Here is a 20725-nt window from a genome sequence, read left to right on the forward strand (position 1 = left end):
TTTACTTGACAGCCCCAGCTGGAAGAATTTGGAACTTGAACACAGCCGGACTCGAAGGTGAGCTCATCAAGGTATTCCTCTGCTTGAAAATCTTTATCGCAGTGGCAAGGGGCTCCATGCCACCTAGATTCCTTGCCGCAGCTGGAAAATTCTCGCTCTTCAGCCTAAATGCCAATCGGTGTCCCTTTTTGACTAGATGAGCTGCGTCCCACATCATTAACTTTGCGCGATATGTCTTCCCTGCCAATAGAGCTCTCGGCTGATCCATGCCGTTGACATACGCCGCTCGAAGTTTTCCTCCTCGGAAAGCCGGGTATGCCTTATTGTTGGCGTCCATATCCCAGACCTCGGCAAAGAAGTCGGTGTCCTTCGCGTCGCTCTTGAAATCGAACTCGACGGACATCGGACCGGTGATAGTAGTGTCTTCTTTCATCGGCTCTGACTCGAGGTAGATCGGAGCCAAAGCCAGAGTCTTTTTCGATGCAAACATCGAGCCCGCTTGCGATCCGATATCAAGCGTATCGATCTCGAACTTCGTTGTCGAGGGATCATAGATGTACGTCTTACTCGAAGGTTTGGAAACCTTGCTGACCATCTTCCCAGACGCAAAGTCAAATTGGAGAGATTGGGTGGTACTGCCCGACATTGGCCAATCGCTGGTTTCGATCCACTGGTTCTTGCCGGTGACGAAGAACTTCGCCTTGGGCACTTTTTCGATTCCAACTTGCTTCTCCTTGAGCCAGGTGTCGAACCAGCGGAGGTAGAGCGAGTCGAGTTCCAGGATCGCGTGATCACCAAAGTTAACGTCTTGGAGTGACGAGGTCGTGTTGAAGAAGTGATTCCAGGGTCCATAGATGAGCCACTGATTCTTTTTCCCGGCCGACCTACCGAACATCCAGTTACGCTGTGTGCCAATCTCGTCCCCATCGAACCAGCCACTAATATGCAAGACCGGAATCTCGACTTTCCCGATCAAGTTCTCGAAGTCGACAGTCGGCCAGCTCTTGGAGCCTTCCTTTGTCAGCCAGCGGTCGTAAATCTTGCTGTTGAAGCCCAGCAGTTTGTCGTCAATTTTATTGAGCGGCAAGATGTTCAAGGCCCGCAGGTTCTTCATCGTGTCCATGGCTCCTAGAGCGCCGTTGCCGTTTGGATTGTCAACGATTCGCATCCACCACAGATCGCTCATCAGAAGCAGGGTTCCTGCGTCGTAAGGCAAGTTCCACATGGCGCTCCCCGGAGGCGATACTTGCGGAACCATGCATTTGAGCGATGGGTGATTTTCTACTGCGGCGGCCCATTGGACGAACCCACCATAAGATGCACCAATCATTCCGACTCGACCGTTGCACCAAACTTGGTTGTCAATCCAGTCGATGGTGTCATACCCATCCGCTCGCTCTGACTCCATCGGCAGGAACACACCTTTGGAGTCGCCCGTTCCTCGGACGTCTTGGGAGACGAACACATAGCCACGGCTCGCAAAGAAGTTTGCGGTTGGCGACTGCTTGCGACCGTAAGGGGTGCGAGTGAGAATTACCGGATAACGACCCTCGGCCTTCGGCCGGTAGACAGTCGCCTTTGTCGTAACTCCGTCGCGCATCGGGATGTCGACTTCGGCTGTCGTCGTTTCCATCGATGCCTGGCTCAGTTCTGGGTACTTCGCGATCGGATCAACGAACAGCCCACCTGTTCCTTTCAGTTCGAAGCCAATCTTTTGCGAAGGAATGTTCCACCCAAGAAACTCGCCACTTTTATCGAATGCTGCAGAACCTTGAACGGTGACTACCTTCATCGGATATACGCTTGCCTCCATCGATTTCCCGTCACGGGTGATTTGGCGGGAAAGCGGGGAATCAAAGGTGAAACCTGCTTTGCTTAGGCTTTCGAGCATAAACATCTTCTTCAGGGTTAGCTTTGAGATGCCGGACAAATCCAGTTTCTTCAATAGTCCAGGGTGGAAATTGGCAAAAATGGGTAGGGTTGGTTCGATCGGCGCGACCGTCGGGGTGCCACCTCTCTTGGTCGTGAATGTTGCTTTGCCATCCTCGAACCGGATCGACGAAACCTGCACCTCTTTCGTTCCGGCAAGCATCTTCTCATCAAACTCAAACTGGGTGACTTTGTCATCCGAGCTTTGGATGGAGAGCTTCGACGACACATGATAGCCGGCCAAGTCAATCTCAGTGAGCGACTCAGCTTTGCCATTGCCGAACTCTCTGTAAACGCTTGAACCCGACTCTTTTCCGTCGTATCGGAAAATGAACTCCTTGGTCGAAACTTGAACTGAAAGTGCGAAGAGAAGAGGCGACATCTTGCCTCAATGTTACGCGATCTGCCCAATTCAAGTTTCGATGATGATCTAAATAAATCGGATTGGAACTCGTTTTTGCTTCTCGTCCTCTTGGAGCTCTTTTGGCTTGAAGATCATCGGCCGGCTCAATTCGTCTTCCGGAATAACTTCGCCGTTCAAACGCCTCAACATAAAGGCGAGCGGAGTGTCGCCGGGAAAATGCTCTAGTCCCTCAAGCACGATTCTCCGCTCCTCATCTTTCTTGCCCAGTTCTCGAAGAGTCACAGCAAGCCGACGGTAGTTCGTCTGACTAGCCTCGATTTCATCTTCCGACAAATGGCCCCAGTTCTCGTGGGCGATGACGCTTGCCCTTTGCAAGAACGGGAGTGCTTGGGCGAAGTCTCGCTTACCTTCAAACTCTTTGAGATGGCAGAAGGCGATCTGAGAGAGTATATCGATACTCTTCGGGTTGTGCTGGAGTCCTTCGTTAAGATAAACCAGCGCCTTTCGGAATCCCTCTCGGTCCTTTTCCCACAGCATAATGTTTGCCCCGGTCGTCCAGCCAGAGACGAACTGCGGATCCAAGAAAGTCATCAACCGAAACAGAGGGAGCGAGTCCTTGGGAGTGTTATGACTGTGGCCAGTCATGTCCTTGTAGCTTGTGGTTGCTCGTTCAATGTCGCCAAAGATGCCTCGGAAGTCGATCTTCTCTGAGGGGATGACCGTGACGATCTTTGAGTCGTCATGAATCTTTTCCTCTTTTGAGTCGCCGCCAACTCCCTTGCGACCGTTTTTGATTTCCGCATCCGTGAGCGGTCGCATTTCAACTCCGTTATGGAGATACAAATCTGCGTGGAGAAACAGCCAAGACGATGCACTGGTACGGAATTGACCGAGCAAGGACGCCGCAGCGTGAGAATCCTGGGCTTCGAGCCCAACTGGCTTGATCGCAGGGTTGACGCTCTCCTTGATCGAGCTCGTGTTGGCTCCTACAAGAGCGGCGACAAGCACGGAGCATCCAACAACTACAGAGGCGACTTTCACGAGTTAAACCGCCTGCCTTCGGAACTTGGCCCAGCTTAGAGCAAGCGTTGCGCCGGAGTAGGCAAAACCATAGGCGAACAGGAATCCCATGACCCAGAGAGGGACCATTGTCCAACCAATGTAAACGGCTCGCCCGCCAAGGTCGAACAGACCGGTCTGCGGAAGAAGGCTATTGATCACCGCACAAACCGGCTTGACAGCTGGATTCTCGGCGGAAGCCATCACCAGCCCCCGTGCGATCATTGGCGAGCCGAAAGCGAAGATGAACGACATCGTTGCTGCGGCGCTCGGCGTCATATACGTGCTAAGCATCATGGCAAAGGAGCAGACAACAACCAAGCCGAGCATCTTAGCAACCAGGTACTGAACCATGATCAACTCAAACTTAACATGAAAGATCATCAGCGCAAGGGCAGTGAGGGCGGCAAGCAGCAGGAACGAAATCCAAGTTACGATCACTGCACCAATCAGTTTTCCAACCAATAGGTCGAGTCGAGAAATTGGTCTGGCGAGGAGCGGATAAAGCGTTCGGTTTTTGATCTCATCCGGGATCAGTCGCGACGAGGTAAGGACGGCGATGATCGTTGAGAACATTCCGAGTACGGTGACCGCCATGTCCTTTGCAAAGATCTCAAGGCCACTAAATCCGAAGAACCCAAGGGTGCTACTCGCGAGCAGGATCACAAAGCCAAGGATGGCGACTACCCAAAGATCTTTTCGCCGAAGCGACTCCAAAACAACACAGCGCGCCAGAGCGCGATAGGCGGAAAAGTTCATGCTGCTGCCTCCACGGTATCGATGAAATAGTCTTCCAGGGAGCCTTCTTGGCTCACGACGTCGAGAATCTGGCCGCCCTTGTCTTGCAATCGAGTGATTGCTTGAACCAGGCAGTCTTTGGCTTCAAAACGAGCGGTTTTGCTGCCGTCGGTGTTTTCGTTCCAAGCTTCCGTTAGCCCAAGCATGGACACATCACCTCGATAGGTGACATAGAAATTGCGTAGTGTCGCCTTGAGTTCGCTCATATCACGCTCTTCGACAAACTTGCCTTTGTGGATCAGCAGGATTCGGTCGCAGAGCATGTCGACTTCGGCGAGTTCATGACTGCTAAAGAAGAGGGTCGTTCCCTGCTCTTGTCGGCTCTTCAGAAGATTTCGCAGCTCTTTTCTGCCGACCGGGTCGAGGCCACTGGTGACTTCATCGAGTACAAGCAATTCGGGGTTGCCGAGGAGAGACTGTGCGATACCGACTCGCTGCAGCATCCCTTTACTCATGCTTCGATTCAGTTTGTTCTTGGCTTGTGCGATGCCGACGACCTCGAGTAAGTCTTCGATTTCGTTTCTCAGGAGTTTGCCCTTCATTCCCTGGAGCTCGCCGTACATCGTCAGCGTTTCCATCGGAGTCAGGAACGGATAGTACATTGCAACTTCGGGAAGGTAGCCGATTCTTTTTCGGGCTGCTGGAGTGCCAGCGGTTTCGCCGAATACTCTCGCTTGACCGGATTTGGCTTCAACAAATCCCATTAAGGATTTGAGTGTGGAGGACTTGCCAGCACCATTCGGCCCCAAGAAACCGACAATCTCGCCTTGTTTGACTTCAAAAGTCAGACCCTGGACGGCGTCCAGCTTCTCACCTTTTTTCGTCTTATATTGAACGTAAAGGTCGTTCACCTCGATCGCAAAACTCATAGCTCAATTCCTATCTCGGCTTGTCAGCTTTTTTCGACAGGTTTTCATGCAGCGTTTTTGCTGAAAGTCGTCTCAATGGAACTGTTTTGCTATATCCTTACGTTTTGTAATACGCCATGAATCGTCTTAGCTTTGTCCCCGCAACGTTACTCGTCCTTGGTCTCGCTTCGGTGGGCCTCGGCCAAACCCCCCAAATGTCCAAAACCGCACCGAACGAGATTATCGTTCGCACACGTGGCGGCCAGGCTCCCTCGATTCTAAAAATTGCTTTAGGCGCAACCGAGACGATCATTGACCGGCGACTCGGTCTGTCAAAGCTCACAATCTCCAAGTCGAGTGTTCGAGACGGAATTTCGCTGCTCGCTCGTTCGCGCGACGTGGTGTACGCGGAACCACGATACATCCCGGAACTCGACCACGTGCCGAACGACCCTCAGTATCCAAATCAATACGGACACAAGATGGTCAAGTCGGAGCAAGCTTGGGATCTCTTCAAAGGTCGCTCAACGATGGTTGTGGCTGTGCTAGATACTGGACTGCGAACCACCCACGAAGACATCGTTGGCAGGATTGCACCAGGTGGATTTGATTTCGGTGATAACGACGCCGACGTGACCGATACCGACGGACACGGAAGCCACTGTATTGGAATTGTCGGAGCGAATACGAATAACGGAAAAGGCGTTGCAAGCGTTGCATACAACACTCGAATTCTTCCGATGAAGGTATTCGGCAGTAACCCTAGCGGCGACCCAGTTGTGCAAGGCATCATGGCGGCGGCAGATCGAGGCGCAAAGATCATCTCCATGTCGTTTGGCACCTACACCTTCCCGCAGGCTTGGCAGGATGCTGTGAACTACGCTTGGGGCAAAGGTTGCCTTCTGTTTGCAACCGCTGGTAACGACAACATCAATATGAAGCGCTATCCGGGCGCATGCGACAATGTCATCACGATGGGTTCGACTGATCAGAATGATCAGAAGTCTGGCTTCTCCAACTGGGGAGACTGGGTCAAACTTGCTGCACCCGGAACTCAAATTCGGTCGTTCGGCATTGCCTCGGACACAAGCTATGTTGACCTCAGTGGAACCTCAATGGCCTGCCCGTTCGCCGCAAGTGTTGGGGCATTGGTTTGGGGTCGGAATCCTTTCCTCACCAACTCACAAGTTCGTGACATTCTGCTGACCACCGCCGACCCCGTCGGATCGTGGCTCAAAGGTGGACGAGTAAATGCGCTCAAGGCTGTAAACGCGGCGGCTCCGCTCGTTGATTTCAGCTCAACGACGCTGCTGAACCAAGTCGGCGTTGTCGGAACCGTAACTGAGGGAACGATTGTCAATGGCTTCGGTTCGATCAGTGCCGCTGCAGCTTCGACGAATGTCACGGACGCTGGTCGATTCATTCTGCGGTCGCGAGACTCCAACTCGCTCGGCTCAGTTGCCAGTATCGAATCCATTGTGAGAGTGTCTGCTCCGCTGTCTGCGATTCGTTCGGCAAAGGTGGAAATCGTGAGCAATGCGCCACTCCCGGTGACTTCTTTCACCTACGTATATAACTACTCAACCGGCAAATTCGAACTGATTGGATCGACAGGCAACGCTGGTATCGAGAAAGGTCAAAGCCTATCGCTGGACATGACGCGCCTTGGACAGTTCGTGAACAGCTCAGGACACGTCCGCCTCCTCGTTCGCTCCGTCAGCCCTCAGCGGGCTGGAACAGGCTCATGGAACATCGAGTTCAATCGAATTTCAGTGACGGGTGGCTTCGATCCTAACATGGTTCCCTAGCCAATTGTCGTGTCCATAGTTGGGGACCATGCCTGACTATGGACACGATTTCACTTATCGCTCAACGGTGGTCGCGGCAAACGAATTATGTTGTATAGTTCAACTTGATGAAGTTCAAAGTTGCAGTCGCAGCAAGTCTAGCAGGATTCCTGTGTGCAAGTTCATTTGCACAGACTTACGCGCCAGATCGGATCATCGTCCGGACACGTAATGGCGTCATTCCACCCTTGGCCAGAATGGCTCTGAAGGCGACAGAGACCAGGTTTATGCCTGACATGGGGATCTCGATCCTTACGATCGGTGCCGGAACCGTCGAAGACGGAATCGCGATTCTTCGACGCTCGCAGAATGTCATCTACGCGGAAAAGGATCTCAAAGCGGAACTCTTCCACGTTCCAAACGATCCGCTCTACAGCCAACAGTACGGTCACAAGCAAGTCAGAGATGAAGCCGCCTGGGATATCTTTAAAGGTAACCCGAAGATGGTGGTAGCTGTCTTGGACACTGGTCTGATTATGAACCACGAGGACATCGTGGGACGAATCGCTCCGGGCGGATACGATTACTCTGACAACGACTCAGACCCTAGCGACTCCGATGGTCACGGATCACACTGCGGCGGCATCGTTGCCGCAAACACGAACAACGGAATTGGTGTTGCGAGTTCGGCATACAACGCCCGACTTCTGCCACTCAAAGTGTTCCCGAACTCCTTTGCGACGACAGTAGCAGCGGGCATTCGAGGCGCAGCTGATAAAGGAGCCAAGATTCTCTCGCTCTCCCTAGGATTTCCTTCCGAAAGCCAGGTGATGCAAGACGCCATCAACTATGCGTGGGGCAAGGGATGCCTAGTCATTGCTGCAGCTGGAAACGCTGGCAACACGGTGAAAAACTATCCAGCCGCTGCACAGAATGTAATCGCAGTCGCGGCAACTAATCCTTCCGACACCAGGGCAAGTTTCTCCACATACGGAGACTGGGTGCACGTGGCCGCGCCTGGAGAGGACGTTATGTCTTTCGGCATCAGCTCCAATTCGTCTTATGTTAAGAACAGTGGAACCTCGATGGCGTGTCCATTTGTCGCAAGCGTAGCTGCACTTGTCTGGGGTCGAAACCCTGCACTGACCAACGCTCAGGTGAGGGACATCATCTTTAGTACCTGCGATAACGTCGGACCGTTTGTCATCAAGGGTCGCGTCAATGCTCACAAAGCTGTGCTGAAAGCTGTGCCGCTCACCGACTACTCGTCGACTTCACTGCTATCGAGAGTCGGCGTCGTGGGAGGCGTGACTGAAGGAACTAACGTTAACCAATTCAGCTCCGACTTTGCAGCCGCAGCTTCAACGAATGCGACGGACGCAGGACGATTCATCATCCGGTCGACGTTCCTAAGTCGGTTGGGTGGAGTCGCTTCACTCGATACGATTGTTAGAGTAACCACACCTCTTGCGGCGATCAAGAGCGCACGCGTCGAGCTCGTGAGCAACGCGCCGGCTCCAGCGAGCACCTTTGTGTTTGCATACAATTACGCAACCGCTGCATTCGATCAAGTCGGGATTATCGGGAACTCCGGTACGGAGCGAACATCCACGATAGCGCTTGATGTAAACACCCTTGGTCGCTACTTGAACAGCTCGGGGCACGTCCGATTGCTCGTCCGATCGGTAAGCCCAGTGAGGGCGGGTCAGAATCCTTGGAACATTGAGTTCAACAGGGTCTCGGTAACAGGTGGGTACGACTCCACACTGATCCCTTAATCCGACCGGATCACTGGAACGACACAAAGGGCACTCCGTTATGGAGTGCCCTTTGTTTTTCCCGGTAAACTTGCGGTTCAAATGAAGCTCCACGAGTATCAATCGAAGGACTTGTTGGCAAAGTACGGGGTTCCCGTTGCCGCCGGAGATGTCACCTCCGATCCCGCCGAAGTGAAGGCCATCGCCGAAAAGCTCGGCGGAAACGTCGTTGTCAAGGCGCAGGTTTTGATGGGCGGCCGCGGGAAGGCAGGAGGCGTCAAGCTTTTCACGAACGCCAACGAAGCTTCGGTATTCGCCAAGGAACTGATCGGCAAGCGATTGATCAGCATCCAAAACCCAGACGGGATGGTTGTCGAGAAGGTCCTCGTCACGGAGACCATCGATATTGCTCAGGAGTACTACCTCTCCGTTCTTCTTGACCGTTCGCTACAGCGTAACGTGGTGATGATCTCCAAAGAAGGCGGGATGGAGATTGAAGAAGTTGCCGAGCACAATCCAGATGCCATCGTGAAGCTCGTGGTCGATCCTGCTTGGGGACTGTCAGACTTCGAAGTTCGAGCCGCAGTCAAGAAGGCAAACATCCCGAAAGAAGCCGCTGGACAGATGGTTCAGATGATCAAGAAGCTCGTCAAAGTTTACGAAGAGAACGATGCGGATATGATCGAGATCAATCCGTGCGCGCTAGACGCTAACGGCAAGCTGATCGCGGCAGATGCCAAGGTTTCCATCGACGACAACGCCCTGTTCCGACACCCTGGTTACAACGAAACCTCTTCGGATTCCGCCGATCACCCTATCGAAGCCGAAGCAATGCGACGCGGGATCGCCTATGTCAATCTTGGCGGAGAGATCGGAATCATGGCAAACGGCGCTGGACTGACGATGCAGTCCCTCGATGAAATCAATGCCGCTGGCGGTCGACCGGCTAACTTCCTCGACGTCGGAGGCGGAGCAAACGCCGAGCGCGTTAAGACCTGCGTCGAACTCATCATGATGGATCCAAACGTCAAAGGGCTCTTGATCAATATATTCGGCGGAATCACAAAGGTTGACGAAGTCGCAAAGGGCGTTCTCACTGCGTTCGGTGAGATGAACGTATCAATTCCGGTTGTTGCTCGTATCGAAGGCACCAATGTCGAAGAGGGGCGAAAGATTCTTGAAGGTTCACAAGTCATCCCAGCGGCTACTGTGCAAGAAGCCGCGAAGATGATCGTCGAACTTGCTCACGCTTAAACTAACCCGAACACAAAAAAGCCCCGACCAATATTAGTCGGGGCTTTTCTTTGTGTTTGTGCTTCTACTTTGCCGTGACTCGAACGTCGATTCGCCGGTTCTTCTCGCGCCCTGCTTCGGTGGCGTTATCAGCAACCGGATGAGCCTTTCCATAGCCTTCATAGGCTAGGCGATCCGCCGCAACTCCCATCGTCGTCAGCTTTTCGTACGTTGTCTTCGCTCGCTCCGTTGACAACTTCATGTTGAAGTCATCTGCTCCCTGGTTGTCGGTGTAGCCGCCAATCTTAAGCTTGACATTGGGAAACGCTTTCATGACTTCGACAATGTTCTGGAGTTGCTTCTGCGATTCGGGCTTGAGCGAAGCTTTGGCCGTATCAAAATAGAGCCGATCAAAGCTGAACCAGGTTTCTTTATCGACAGGTTTATCCGACTTGATAAACTCCACGAGCTTGTATTCAATTCCGTTGGCCGCTGCGTCAAGCTGAACTCCGCCGTCCAACTCGACTTTAATGTCGCCCGTCTTTGAAGCTTCATCAGTGGGAGCCGGTGGCATGGCAGGTTCCTCGATTTTCGGCTCCGAAACCTTCACCTCTGGGGTGGCAGCACCCGAGTGAGTTTCCTCCGTGACAGGGGGTACTCCGGCGGGTACGGCATCACAGCCCTTCATGAGTAGAACAGTTCCGATGAGGCCAAAGCCGAGGATCGCAGCCACGCCGAACATGCTTCCTTTCGCCGCAGGAGAAGTAACGACCGGGACTTGCCCAGTCACGGCTGCGATTTTATGGTCTTCTTCTGGAGTGATTTCCGCCACCGGGGCAGGAGGAGCAGGAGTTACGCTCGGTGTAGCGGCAACCGAAGCGACAACCGCTTCCTTCACTTGATCGGTATCACCGACTGTTATCCGCTTTGGCGTCTTCTTGACTTGAGGAGCTGGGGCCTCGCCGTCCTGAGTTCCCGCTGCGGCCACCGCCGACGCGCCTGCTAGACCCGCAAGAGCCGCAATTCCAGCCTTAACATCGAAAGGTAGGCCCAACGATCCCGCCTTGTCGGCGATGGAATCTTTACTCGCCTCCAGTAGGCCAGCGAGTCCGGCTGTCGTGACTCCTCCACCCAGGGAGGAAGCCAAAGTTCCCAACAGGGCCGGTGCAGTAAGGTTGAGGGCCTTTCGTGCCTCATGATCTGTCGTCCCCGCCGCCTTGGCTACCGCCGCAACCGACTCCTTCGCTCGGTCACCAAACAAGGTGCTAACAATCGGATGACCCTGTTCAACCAGGCTTACTAACCCACCCGCTGGGTTCCAAATCTTCCCAAAGTCAAACCCATCTCCTACAAATGTCTTGATCAGATCCAGAATATCGCCATCCCCGGCTCTCTGGGTGACTGCGCCAAGCAGTGCGGGGATAACCGCATCTGCAATCTTGTTCGCTTTTTCCCCGTCAACTCCCAGGAAAGGTCCCAGTCGCTCAACCAAATCGTCGGTGAAATGCCCTTTGACCAAATCAATTAAACTCGCCATGACGCGCTAAGCATATCACCCTCCTAGCAAAGTTAACAGCAGCAGACTACAGCCACTCGTCGCGTTTAACCAATAGGAAAGTGAAGGCACTCCCTTCCAGGAGGCTTGCGACCAAAACTCCGGTTGCAAGCGCAGGGTGGTAGACAACTCGGATCAGCTGGTAGCTTAGGAGCCCAACAACGTCGAACACAAGCCCAAAGCTTGCGAACCAAACGATATTGTCTCGAATGAACTGGTTTCGAGTTGTCATGAAGTAGGCAAACGCTACCCAACCAATACCAAGGGTAAGTGTTCCCCAGCTAGGCGAGTTTCCGAGTCCAGTGCCAACCACGATTCGGATTACTCCCATGATCATCACCACTGCCGAACAGGCAAGGAAGATCTTCTCGTTGGCATTCATCGGCTTACCGTCATCAGAAACCGCCTGCGGAAGCCGCACGGTTGGATCCAGGAGCGCCTGGCAGAACTGACACCGCACTGCCGATGCGAAGACAACTTGGTTGCACTTTGGGCACTGCCGAGTTGGCGGAACGTCCGTCTTCACTTTCGGTCCGTTTCGCCAATCAGGTAGATCATCATTGCGTTGGTAATCAGATCGAAGAGGACTCCGATGAATCCCATGAAGCCCCAGAACCCGGTGGCAGTGAGTGCCAAAGCTGGCAATAGATTCATCAAACCAAATATGATCCGTACTCCGCAGACGTAGGTCGTCAAATCTCTAACCCATTGAGCCTTGGTGAGAAGTGCAATTCCGAAAAGCACCTGGAGGGAGTAGATTCCTACTCCAATCCAAGTCAATGCGCCGGCGATGTCACCTTCCTTGATCTTGCTGACGGCAACCAAGACTTGGATGATGTTGATCAACCCCATGACGATGAAGTATATGCAGACGACGTTATATGCCGGGTCAACCCACTTGGGTTTGCCAAAGTAAGTTTGTGTATGTCCATCCTCGTAGGCGAACATTCCCTTTTTGTCTTGCATAGGCCTCGCGACTCCCGATAAGGAAGCCTGACAAAACTGGCACTGACCAAAACCTGCGGGTACTTGCGCCTTGCAACCGGGGCAAATGATAAATCCGTCCATCGTTCTCCATTAATTACCCGTTGGGGGGAGTTACACATTTTAGAGGATGCACGTTTCAAATGGCAACAAAAAAGTCCCCTCGAAAGGGGACTCTTAACACTTATCTTTCACCCAGAGGCTACATCTTGATTTCGATATCAACGCCGCTCGGAAGGTCGAGCCGCATAAGGGCGTCGATCGTCTTGTTGTTCGGCTCGATGATATCGATGAGGCGGTTGTGGGTGCGAAGCTCGAAGTGCTCCATCGACTCCTTGTCGATGTGCGGCCCTCGGATGACGCAGAAGCGTCGGAGGTGAGTCGGGAGAGGCACTGGACCCTTGACTCGTGCGCCTGTGCGCTTCGCGGTTTCTACAATTTTCTCTGCGCTGGTGTCGATCGACCGGTGGTCGTACGAACGCAGTCTGATTCGGACTCGAATTCCTGCCATTTGATAGTTCCTTCACCCACCGTGAAAACATGCATGGCGGCAAAACCAGCACCAACCTCTCGGGGGTCGGAAGAGTATACCTAGGCTTGAGTAGGAAGTCGGAAGTTCCTCGGAACTTCCAACTTTACACAGCCGCTGCAATCGCGTCGCCGAGCTTGCTGGTATTCACCAACTGGCAACCTGGCTCAAAGATATCCGCAGTTCGCAAGCCGCTCTCCAGAACCCTGTTACAAGCATCTTCGATGCGCTTTGCTGCCTCAAGATTCTTGAACGTGTACTGCAACATCATTGCCGCGGACAAAATCGTCGCCACCGGATTCGCTCTTCCTTGTCCAGCAATATCAGGAGCCGAGCCGTGGACAGGCTCGTACAGGCCGAAAGGAAGGTCGCCTTTAGGATCGCTTAGAGAAGCCGAAGGGAGCAAGCCAAGCGAGCCGGTGATCATGGACGCTTCGTCCGACAGAATATCGCCAAACATGTTCTCGGTGAGAATCACGTCAAACTGCCGTGGGTCACGGATCAACTGCATGGCGCAGTTGTCGACAAGCATGTGCGTGACCTTTACGTCTGGATTCTTCGCCGCGAGATCGGTGACGACTTCACGCCACAATCGCGATGTTTCCAAAACGTTCGCCTTGTCCACGCTCACAACTTCCCTTCGCCGCGCCCTCGCAACATCGAAGGCATTGAGCGTGATTCGCTCAATTTCTGCTCTGGAATAAGTGCAGGTATCCACCGCAACGGTCCCATTCTCGCGTCTCTCGCGAGGCTGGCCAAAGTAGATTCCACCGGTCAACTCGCGCACAACGCAAAGGTCGATCATCCCGTGGTCGCCCTTCAGCGGCGATGCAGTGAGCAACGCCTTCATCGTCTTTGCGGGGCGCACATTGGCGTAAAGGTTCAGCTCGGACCGGAGAGCTAACAAAGCTCCAACTTCAGGGCGCAAGGAGGTGGGCTGAATATTGTCCCACTTGGGACCGCCAACGGCACCCATCAGTGCTGCATCGGCTTTGTGGCAAAGCTCGAGCGTCTTCGCAGGCAGTGGATGTCCAGTCTGATCGTAAGCAATTCCCCCAATCAGAGCCTCTTCGAACTCAAAGTCCGATGAAACTGCGCGGACAACCTTGACCGCTTCAGCCACAACTTCGGGTCCGATTCCATCACCAGGCAAAACCGCAACTTTGAACGCCATCGTGCCTGTGATTATGAACGAAAAAGCCGCCCCGACGTTCTCGGGACGGCTTTTGAAAAGTCCGACTTAGTTGTTTCCGCCGCCTAGCGACTTCAGTTCGACTTTGCCAGCGCTGAATACACCATCTCGGAAAATGCCCTCAATCTCTACCGTTCGACTTCCACCAGCCAGGACTTCGTAGAAGCTGGGCTTGTTCATCTCGGCCCCATTTGTGTTCTTGAACCTCGTTGCAGCACTCACGCGAACTAGAACCTGGCCGTTCTCCGGAACTGTGAATCCTTCGTGCTCCCGCACCGTAACCACAAAAGTTCCAGCATCCAGGTTAGGAAGCGACGTACTTCCGTCGGCCTCCGCTCCACCCAATTCTGTCTCGTTCTCGATATGCACACTCTTGGCTGTAATCGTGTTTGATCCTGAATTGTAAGTGCCTTCGACTTCGATAACAGCGTTTGCTCCTGCCGCAACCACCGCCGAGTAAAACTGAGCGGAAGTGAGAGTAGAACCATGATTGCCTCGGAACCTAGTCGTCGTCGGATTCGTGACCACTCCAACCTTCTCACCCTGAGGAGCGAAACCTCGAGTGAATTTTGGCTTAACATCAAATGAGTTAGACGCCTCAACCACGTTCAACGGAGAGCCGATCGCCTTGGCTTCATTCTCAAACTGACTCTCAAGCTTAATTACCCTTGCGGCCACCGTCTTCGTTGTTGGGTTGAAGTCTCCATAGACTTCCGCCTTCAGTCCGTTAGCAAGTGCCGAAGCACCGTCACCAACGATCGAAGTGTTGGCATCTGTCACGACGCTAACCGAGCCACCTGAGCGTAGTCCGAGAACAAACGACTGCGTTGGAGCCGCTCCATTCAAGTCTCGGACAAGGCCCTTAAACTCAAACCGCTCGTGTCGAGCCGGATCATCAAGCCCGGTTCCGGGGTGAACGCCAAGAACAGGAGTTACGATTCCACCTGCGAAAGTCCAGTTGCGAAGGTCAAAGTCAATCGCGACTCGAGTCGCTCCGGGAACCACGAGGGCAGGAGTGAGATTAATTTCCAACTTGCTTCGTCCAGCAACGGAGTCATCCATTCGCGCCGGGAAGTTGCCAGTTGACGAGGTTCCCGAAGGAGTCGCGACAAGCGTAACCGACTTATCCAACACAAACTCGATCTTGTTGTACGTGCCATCAGGCAACACGCCCGGAGCCAACAACAGGAACCGAGAAGCTCCATCGTTGAGCTGCCTCAAGTTGACGGTCGTGCCTTCCGCACTGTCAAATAGAGTTGTGGAGGCGCCAGCAGAATTCTTGATTTGGGCTTTGTAGACCTTCACCCAGACCCCGCTGTAGCCAGCGTGAAGATCATCGGTGATGAACAGCTGGAAGTTTCCGGTACCGGATGTTGCGCTGCCTCCGCCGCACCCCTGGGTTGCAAATAGCACCCCAAGTAGGGCGATCAAAGCCAAGATGTTCTGAATGAGTCTGGTTTTCATGATGTCGTTCTGTGCATTTTACGGTAATCGATTGGTTTCCACTGCTCGATCCGGATTTCTCACTACCAAGGCTTTTTGCCACTAGGGATAAATGCCCACTGCCAGTAAAAGTGCGAGCTTCGTCCATTGGACAAAACTAAGATTTCCTCAAGGTCCTTCCGAACTCCAACCCGTGACCCCGGAGCAGCCGTTCGGACAGAAGGAATATAATGCCGTTATGCTCTCCGCCGCATTAGTGGCCGCGTCTGCGGCGGTGATAGTGTTTGTCGACACCCCTCGCCAGATTTGGCCCGGAACTGGTGTCAACATCCAGTTCACAACTCCGCGAAAAGGAGAGATGGAACTGCTTGCCAAGGGTGGATTCAAGTACACCCGCTCAGTTTTGCCTTGGGCGGAAACTGAAACTGCTCCGGGTAAGTACGATTTCTCCAAGTTCGAGGGACTTCTCCGCGACCTGAAGACTAAGGGAATTCGCCAAATCTTCTGCCTGTCCGGGTCAAACCCTGCTTACCAAGCAGGCGCCCCCACGATGCCCGAAGCAAGGGCAGCCTTCGCCCGCTGGGCCGGACAAGCAGCATTGCAGTTTAAGGGAGAAGAGATTGTCTGGGAGGTGTGGAACGAACCTAATGCAGAGCAGTCCTGGAAGCCGATCCCATCCCCAACCGACTACTCCAGTCTCGCAGTCGAAACAGCCAAAGCAATGCGGTTCATGGACCCCACTTGCCGAATCATCGCCCCGGCCGGAGCTGGAGTTGATACCCAGTTCCTCAATTCATCGCTAACCGAAGAACTACTCAGCCTTGTCGACGGCATTTCGATTCACCCCAACCGAATCGGCGGACCAGAGAGCCTGGTAGGTGAACTTCAGGCCATCCGAGACCTGATCGCTCGACGAGCACCAGCCGGAAGAAAGGAACTCCCGATCATCTGCACTGGCTGGGGGTACAGCACGGCCCGAGGAAAGAACACAGAAGGTCGTCAGGCAATGTACGTCACTCGGATGTGGCTACTGAACTCGGCGTTGAACATCCCGATAACCGTTTACGACTCTTGGCAGGATAACGGTCCCAATCCCGATAATCCTGCTGACCGTCTAGGACTGGTTAGAGAAAACCTTGACCTCAAGCCATCCTTCATCGCGGTAAAGGAAGTCATTGAAAAGTTTCGCGGCTGCACAAATTTCCGCTGGCTTCCGCAGAAAGACCCGTTGGATTGGGTCATCGTCGGAGCAGGTTCAAGCAAACTGGTCCAAGCACGTTGGTATCAGAAAGAAGCAGGTGTCAAGTTCTCGGATCTCTCCATGAAGGAGAAGAGATTCAAGACACTGTACGCAAGTTTAACCGGCGGTCAAACCGTCGCAATTCCCAGGCCAGTAGCCACCGTCACGATTCCAAACAAGCCGATCGCCAGGTCGCTGGATGGATTGGACTTCGCCTTTGCGCCACCGATCGACGAAGACGGCTGGTGCGTTCTTGTCCAAAAGTCAACAACCGAAACCGCCAAACTCGAATTCAAATATCAAAGATCGAACGGTGCCAACGTCACCTGTTACGCAAAGATTGACGGTCCACGAATTGTCGAACCCATCGCGACGACGGAGGAGTCACCAATGGTTTCCGTAGGAGTCAGCGGAAGTGTCAGCGAGTCGTACAAATTACAAAAGACTAGCTTCGATCCGACACGCTGGGAAGTTAAGCGAGAGGGCAAACTAACCGGCGAGCTCTTGGCTGGGCAGCGTGGCGTCTTGCTCAACTACGATGGCGGCGGTAAAGCACTTGTCGTTCCAAAGAGCCGATCTGCCATCCCTGAAGGTGCGAGGGCGCTTGTCGTTTGGGTTCGTCCAGACGGTTCAAGTAACCGACTGAAGTCTGAATATCGAGACTCAGCGGGCGAAGTTATCTCGGTTGATTTGGGTTCCATGGAGGGTCCCACCGACCGAAATGGCTGGCGAGTCTTAAAAATCCCTCTGGGAGGGAAAGGCGTAGAATGGGTTTCACTTCTTGCTGTCGAATCAGAGCGAGAGCGAAGCGGGAGCATCGAAATTGGACCCGGCGCTTACATGTTCTGACACAATGTAAGTTGATGGCAACCGCATCAACTTCTGAACTCAAAGGGCTCTCGGCGTTTCGGGCGTTCCTCGAGATGATCAAGTTTGAGCATTCGATATTCGCGTTGCCATATGCCCTGATAGGCATGATGTGGGCGACTCCTGGCTTTCCAGGGTGGCGAGTTTTCTTACTGATTCTTATTGCTATGGTGAGCTGCCGAACAGCAGCAATGACCTACAATCGAATTGCCGATTGCGATATTGACGCGAGAAACGAGCGAACCGCGAGACGCGCAATCCCGGCTGGGTTGCTCAGCCTTCGAACGACCAACCTCTACTTTTTCGGTTCGATTGTGCTGTTCTTCATTGCCGCCGGATTGCTGAATACCGTCACATTGCTCCTTGCTCCACTCGCGATTTTTATCACGGTCTTCTATTCTCGAACGAAGCGGTTTACCTGGCTCTGCCACTTCTGGCTGGGTATGTCGCTGGGAGTTGCCCCGGCGGCGGCGTGGATTGCTGTCACCGGAAAACTCGCCATCGTTCCGATCTTGCTATTCCTAACCGTCACATTTTGGACCGCGGGGTTTGACATTATTTATGCGCTTCAGGACGAGGAGTTCGACAAAAAGAACGGCCTCTACTCGGTTCCAGCCAAGTTCGGCAAAGTGAGGGCCCTTCAAATTTCGCGAGGCTCGCACGGTGCGAGTTTGTTCTTTCTCGGCTTAGCCCTGAGCATCTATGGAGTCGGATTCGTCGGTGTCCTGGCCGGAATTTTTGCCGCGGGAATGCTGATTTATGAGCAGAGCCTGGTGAAGCCGAACGACCTCAGCAAGGTCAATATGGCGTTTTTCACGCTCAACGGGTGCATTTCGGTAGGCGTCTTCTTGCTTCTGCTCGTAGATCATTTGGTTAAACGATGAACAAGAATCTTCTCGGTCGAACGAATCAAGAGTTCCCTTCGCGGTGGCTAGCCCTTGCTGCTCCCGATGGAGGATTTTCCGAGGAATCACCTTCCGACTTCGTGTCAGCAGCGCGTGACTCTGGTCTGCCGATTGACTTCTCATCTCAGCCAGCCCTGTGGGGCGGGTGCATGCGCGGGGCAGACGAAGTCATTTTGATTCAGCAGGGCACCTACCAAATCGAACGGGCGACCAGCGAGGACCATGCAACTGATCTTGTTCAGGCCCACCTCATCGAGACCCTCTCGGCAATCGGTCGTGATTGCCTTGATTTCTACTTCCTTCGCATCCGTCGAACTCTCGAAGAGTATCAGGTAAACGGCGCACTGGCGGCCCTTGAAGCGGCGAGAGGTGAGGGGCACTTACGATTCATGGGACTGCACTCCACGGGGCACCCCCTGGCAGCCCTCGGACTTTGGCAGTTTCACGATGCGTTTGAAGTTGTGATGATTCAGGATAATGACGACGCCCGAACGACGCTGGAACCGCTCGCTGGGCAGCGGAGAGTTGGGATTGTTGGAGTCGGGCACGGTGAACCACGATTGGTCACAGTGCGCTCCAGTGAAGAAATACGCCAGGTGTCGGGGTGATTCTGTTTAAGACCGCGTTCGCGATTGCGGCGCTGGTCGTTTTGTTCGGTGGAGGATTCGTTGCAGTTCATAAGCCGTTCCGGGCGGGTCCGGCGATTGCAATTCTTGGCGCAGGCGTCCTGCTGTTAGGGGTCGCGTTTACCACCGGCTGGATTCGGTTCGCGTGCCTTGGTACGCTTCTGGTGATGTTGATTGCGTTACCGTTTTTTGGGAGGCGAAAATGAAGGTCGGAGTCGTCGGAGCGGGAGTTTCTGGCCTTCGCGTTGCTCAACTCCTTGAGGAGCAAGGTCATCGGATTTCGGTCTTCGAGGCTCGGGACCGCATTGGCGGACGGGTCTACACGACAGACCTTGGCAATGGCGCTGAATATGAGGCAGGTGGTGAGTGGCTGGATTCGGATCACCATCGTTGCCGTGCGGTGGTCGAAAAGTATTGCGGGGGGTTGGAACCCGCCGACCAGGAACCGGCACTTGCCTGCTACAAGGGTGAGATGCGCGATACAAGCGAGCTTTGGCCGGAGGCGGCGGAGGATGAGGAGCGTTTCGAGCACTCGGCGCGGGCTCTAGCAAGGCAGTTGGAACTGCCGGTTTGGAAGAACGTCGAATTTGCGAAGTACGACAGCCTCAATCTCGACTCTTTCTTAAGGCAGAACTGTCAGTCGGAGCAAGGGCAGTGGTGGCTGCGGGCGAACCTTCGGAGCGACGAGGGTGACGATATCGAGCGAATCGGTTTGCTCGGCTGGCTGGGCGGTTATGTTCACTATATCAACCGTGAGAACTTGAATCGCGGCGAGAGCGAGATGTCAGCGTTCCGGGTTCCGGGCGGGTTTTCGGGTCTGTTGCGTCATATGCGTGATAGTTTGCAGGGGCAGGTTTTTCTGGGGTGTCCATTGCAGAAGGTTGTCCAGGATTCGAGTGGGGTTGAGTTGCAGTTTGCCGATTCAGCCGAGCGGTTTGACCGAGTTGTTTTGACCTTGCCGCCGCCCTGTGCGGAACGAGTGATTTTTGAGCCGGCCCTGCCGGTCGCGAAGCGTTGCGCCCTAGAAGCCTGCGGAATGAGCCGGGCGATCAAGATTGTTTGGCGGTTCTCGCAGGCTTGGTGGCGAGACCGTGGGTTCTGTGGACGGTTACATTGCGACGGTCCGCTGCACCAGCTTTGGGAAGGGACACGGGGGTCGGAGCCGATTCTGACGGCTTACATCTGCGGCGATCGGGCGGTGGAGTGGACGCGTCTCGGCGACCCGGTGAGCGCAGGGCTGTATGAGATCGCGCAGATGTTTCCGGAGGCTCCCGCATTTTTTGTCCAAGGCGAGTTTCACGACTGGATTAACGATCCTTACTCACTCGGAGCATTTAGCCATCATGCACCAGGCTTTGCCTTGGACCACGCCGGGAACATTGGAACTGCCGAGGGACGGATCCACTTTGCCGGGGAGCATACGGCGACTTGGGTGGGGTTCATCGAGGGTGCGTTGGAGAGTGCGGAGCGGGTTGCGGCGGAGATTGGGTGACTTTTTCGCTATTCGCTGTCGGCAGTTCCTGATGAAAGAGTTAGCTATTCACAGCGCCGGTGACGGTCAGTTACTTTTGTTCGAGGGCACCAGGTTACTCTCAAAGCGACGGTCGAA

General features: G+C 53.9%; 18 protein-coding genes. 8 read left to right on the plus strand and 10 right to left on the minus strand.

Going from position 1 to position 20725, the window contains the following annotated elements; translation table 11 throughout:
• Position 1: 1 nt before the first annotated feature.
• Genes WCK51_10560 through WCK51_10575 form a run of 4 tightly spaced genes read right to left on the minus strand, consistent with a single transcriptional unit; the run spans position 2 to position 5019 of the window.
• On the minus strand, positions 2–2311 hold the full coding sequence (locus WCK51_10560) for a CocE/NonD family hydrolase (GenBank protein MEI7577325.1): 2310 nt from the start codon (positions 2309–2311) through the stop codon (positions 2–4).
• Between the two features lie 48 nt (positions 2312–2359).
• Positions 2360–3334 (minus strand): tetratricopeptide repeat protein, encoded by a 975-nt coding sequence (locus WCK51_10565; GenBank protein MEI7577326.1) that lies wholly within the window; start codon positions 3332–3334, stop codon positions 2360–2362.
• A gap of 3 nt (positions 3335–3337) precedes the next feature.
• Complete coding sequence (locus tag WCK51_10570; protein MEI7577327.1) at positions 3338–4111, minus strand: ABC transporter permease subunit; 774 nt, start codon at positions 4109–4111, stop codon at positions 3338–3340.
• Positions 4108–5019, minus strand: a complete 912-nt coding sequence (locus WCK51_10575; GenBank protein ID MEI7577328.1) for an ABC transporter ATP-binding protein — start codon at positions 5017–5019, stop codon at positions 4108–4110. The genes WCK51_10570 and WCK51_10575 overlap by 4 nt, the downstream gene beginning before the upstream one ends.
• Positions 5020–5135: 116 nt before the next feature.
• On the opposite strand from WCK51_10575, the gene WCK51_10580 reads away from it, so the two are divergent.
• From WCK51_10580 to sucC, 3 genes are all read left to right on the plus strand, one after another.
• On the plus strand, positions 5136–6806 hold the full coding sequence (locus tag WCK51_10580; protein ID MEI7577329.1) for a S8 family serine peptidase: 1671 nt from the start codon (positions 5136–5138) through the stop codon (positions 6804–6806).
• A 107-nt stretch (positions 6807–6913) separates the two neighbouring features.
• Positions 6914–8563 carry a S8 family serine peptidase gene (locus WCK51_10585; protein ID MEI7577330.1) on the plus strand — a complete coding sequence of 550 codons (1650 nt, stop codon included), beginning with the start codon at positions 6914–6916 and terminating at the stop codon, positions 8561–8563.
• 81 nt (positions 8564–8644) lie between these two features.
• Entirely contained in the window at positions 8645–9796 is a 1152-nt protein-coding gene (sucC, locus tag WCK51_10590; protein MEI7577331.1) for an ADP-forming succinate--CoA ligase subunit beta, read from the plus strand.
• A gap of 64 nt (positions 9797–9860) precedes the next feature.
• Here sucC and WCK51_10595 read toward each other — a convergent pair whose 3' ends face one another.
• The 6 genes from WCK51_10595 to WCK51_10620 all read right to left on the minus strand — a co-directional run bounded on the left by WCK51_10595 (position 9861) and on the right by WCK51_10620 (position 15499).
• The gene (locus tag WCK51_10595; GenBank protein ID MEI7577332.1) at positions 9861–11312 is read right to left on the minus strand and encodes an OmpA family protein; all 1452 of its coding nucleotides are present in this window, start codon (positions 11310–11312) and stop codon (positions 9861–9863) included.
• A 46-nt stretch (positions 11313–11358) separates the two neighbouring features.
• Positions 11359–11856 carry a hypothetical protein gene (locus WCK51_10600; GenBank protein ID MEI7577333.1) on the minus strand — a complete coding sequence of 166 codons (498 nt, stop codon included), beginning with the start codon at positions 11854–11856 and terminating at the stop codon, positions 11359–11361.
• A complete protein-coding gene (locus WCK51_10605) occupies positions 11853–12296 on the minus strand; it encodes a hypothetical protein (protein MEI7577334.1) in 444 nt (147 codons plus the stop codon). The genes WCK51_10600 and WCK51_10605 overlap by 4 nt, the downstream gene beginning before the upstream one ends.
• Positions 12297–12516: 220 nt before the next feature.
• A complete protein-coding gene (gene rpsJ / locus WCK51_10610; protein MEI7577335.1) occupies positions 12517–12825 on the minus strand; it encodes a 30S ribosomal protein S10 in 309 nt (102 codons plus the stop codon).
• Between the two features lie 124 nt (positions 12826–12949).
• Entirely contained in the window at positions 12950–14017 is a 1068-nt protein-coding gene (gene leuB / locus WCK51_10615) for a 3-isopropylmalate dehydrogenase (protein ID MEI7577336.1), read from the minus strand.
• A 66-nt stretch (positions 14018–14083) separates the two neighbouring features.
• Positions 14084–15499, minus strand: a complete 1416-nt coding sequence (locus WCK51_10620) for a DUF4382 domain-containing protein (GenBank protein ID MEI7577337.1) — start codon at positions 15497–15499, stop codon at positions 14084–14086.
• A gap of 217 nt (positions 15500–15716) precedes the next feature.
• Here WCK51_10620 and WCK51_10625 point away from each other — a divergent pair, with 217 nt between their 5' ends.
• Genes WCK51_10625 through WCK51_10645 form a run of 5 tightly spaced genes read left to right on the plus strand, consistent with a single transcriptional unit; the run spans position 15717 to position 20608 of the window.
• On the plus strand, positions 15717–17567 hold the full coding sequence (locus WCK51_10625) for a hypothetical protein (protein MEI7577338.1): 1851 nt from the start codon (positions 15717–15719) through the stop codon (positions 17565–17567).
• Positions 17568–17581: 14 nt separating this feature from the next.
• Positions 17582–18469, plus strand: coding sequence for a UbiA-like polyprenyltransferase (locus WCK51_10630; protein MEI7577339.1), 888 nt, complete (start codon positions 17582–17584; stop codon positions 18467–18469).
• Positions 18466–19098, plus strand: coding sequence for a hypothetical protein (locus WCK51_10635; GenBank protein MEI7577340.1), 633 nt, complete (start codon positions 18466–18468; stop codon positions 19096–19098). Before WCK51_10630 ends, WCK51_10635 begins: the two co-directional genes overlap by 4 nt.
• Positions 19095–19322 carry a hypothetical protein gene (locus WCK51_10640; GenBank protein MEI7577341.1) on the plus strand — a complete coding sequence of 76 codons (228 nt, stop codon included), beginning with the start codon at positions 19095–19097 and terminating at the stop codon, positions 19320–19322. The genes WCK51_10635 and WCK51_10640 overlap by 4 nt, the downstream gene beginning before the upstream one ends.
• A complete protein-coding gene (locus WCK51_10645; GenBank protein ID MEI7577342.1) occupies positions 19319–20608 on the plus strand; it encodes an NAD(P)/FAD-dependent oxidoreductase in 1290 nt (429 codons plus the stop codon). Before WCK51_10640 ends, WCK51_10645 begins: the two co-directional genes overlap by 4 nt.
• The last annotated feature ends 117 nt before the right edge of the window (positions 20609–20725 follow it).

This window comes from Armatimonadota bacterium, assembly GCA_037138755.1.
Taxonomy (GTDB): domain Bacteria; phylum Armatimonadota; class Fimbriimonadia; order Fimbriimonadales; family Fimbriimonadaceae; genus Fimbriimonas.

Coding starts and splice junctions, on each gene's coding strand:
- WCK51_10560 (MEI7577325.1), bottom strand. CDS start 2,311: ATGTCGCCTCTTCTCTTCGCACTTTCAGTTCAAGTTTCGACCAAGGAG.
- WCK51_10570 (MEI7577327.1), bottom strand. CDS start 4,111: ATGAACTTTTCCGCCTATCGCGCTCTGGCGCGCTGTGTTGTTTTGGAG.
- WCK51_10575 (MEI7577328.1), bottom strand. CDS start 5,019: ATGAGTTTTGCGATCGAGGTGAACGACCTTTACGTTCAATATAAGACG.
- WCK51_10580 (MEI7577329.1), top strand. CDS start 5,136: ATGAATCGTCTTAGCTTTGTCCCCGCAACGTTACTCGTCCTTGGTCTC.
- WCK51_10585 (MEI7577330.1), top strand. CDS start 6,914: ATGAAGTTCAAAGTTGCAGTCGCAGCAAGTCTAGCAGGATTCCTGTGT.
- sucC (MEI7577331.1), top strand. CDS start 8,645: ATGAAGCTCCACGAGTATCAATCGAAGGACTTGTTGGCAAAGTACGGG.
- WCK51_10595 (MEI7577332.1), bottom strand. CDS start 11,312: ATGGCGAGTTTAATTGATTTGGTCAAAGGGCATTTCACCGACGATTTG.
- WCK51_10605 (MEI7577334.1), bottom strand. CDS start 12,296: ATGCAAGACAAAAAGGGAATGTTCGCCTACGAGGATGGACATACACAA.
- rpsJ (MEI7577335.1), bottom strand. CDS start 12,825: ATGGCAGGAATTCGAGTCCGAATCAGACTGCGTTCGTACGACCACCGG.
- leuB (MEI7577336.1), bottom strand. CDS start 14,017: ATGGCGTTCAAAGTTGCGGTTTTGCCTGGTGATGGAATCGGACCCGAA.
- WCK51_10620 (MEI7577337.1), bottom strand. CDS start 15,499: ATGAAAACCAGACTCATTCAGAACATCTTGGCTTTGATCGCCCTACTT.
- WCK51_10625 (MEI7577338.1), top strand. CDS start 15,717: ATGCTCTCCGCCGCATTAGTGGCCGCGTCTGCGGCGGTGATAGTGTTT.
- WCK51_10630 (MEI7577339.1), top strand. CDS start 17,582: ATGGCAACCGCATCAACTTCTGAACTCAAAGGGCTCTCGGCGTTTCGG.
- WCK51_10635 (MEI7577340.1), top strand. CDS start 18,466: ATGAACAAGAATCTTCTCGGTCGAACGAATCAAGAGTTCCCTTCGCGG.
- WCK51_10645 (MEI7577342.1), top strand. CDS start 19,319: ATGAAGGTCGGAGTCGTCGGAGCGGGAGTTTCTGGCCTTCGCGTTGCT.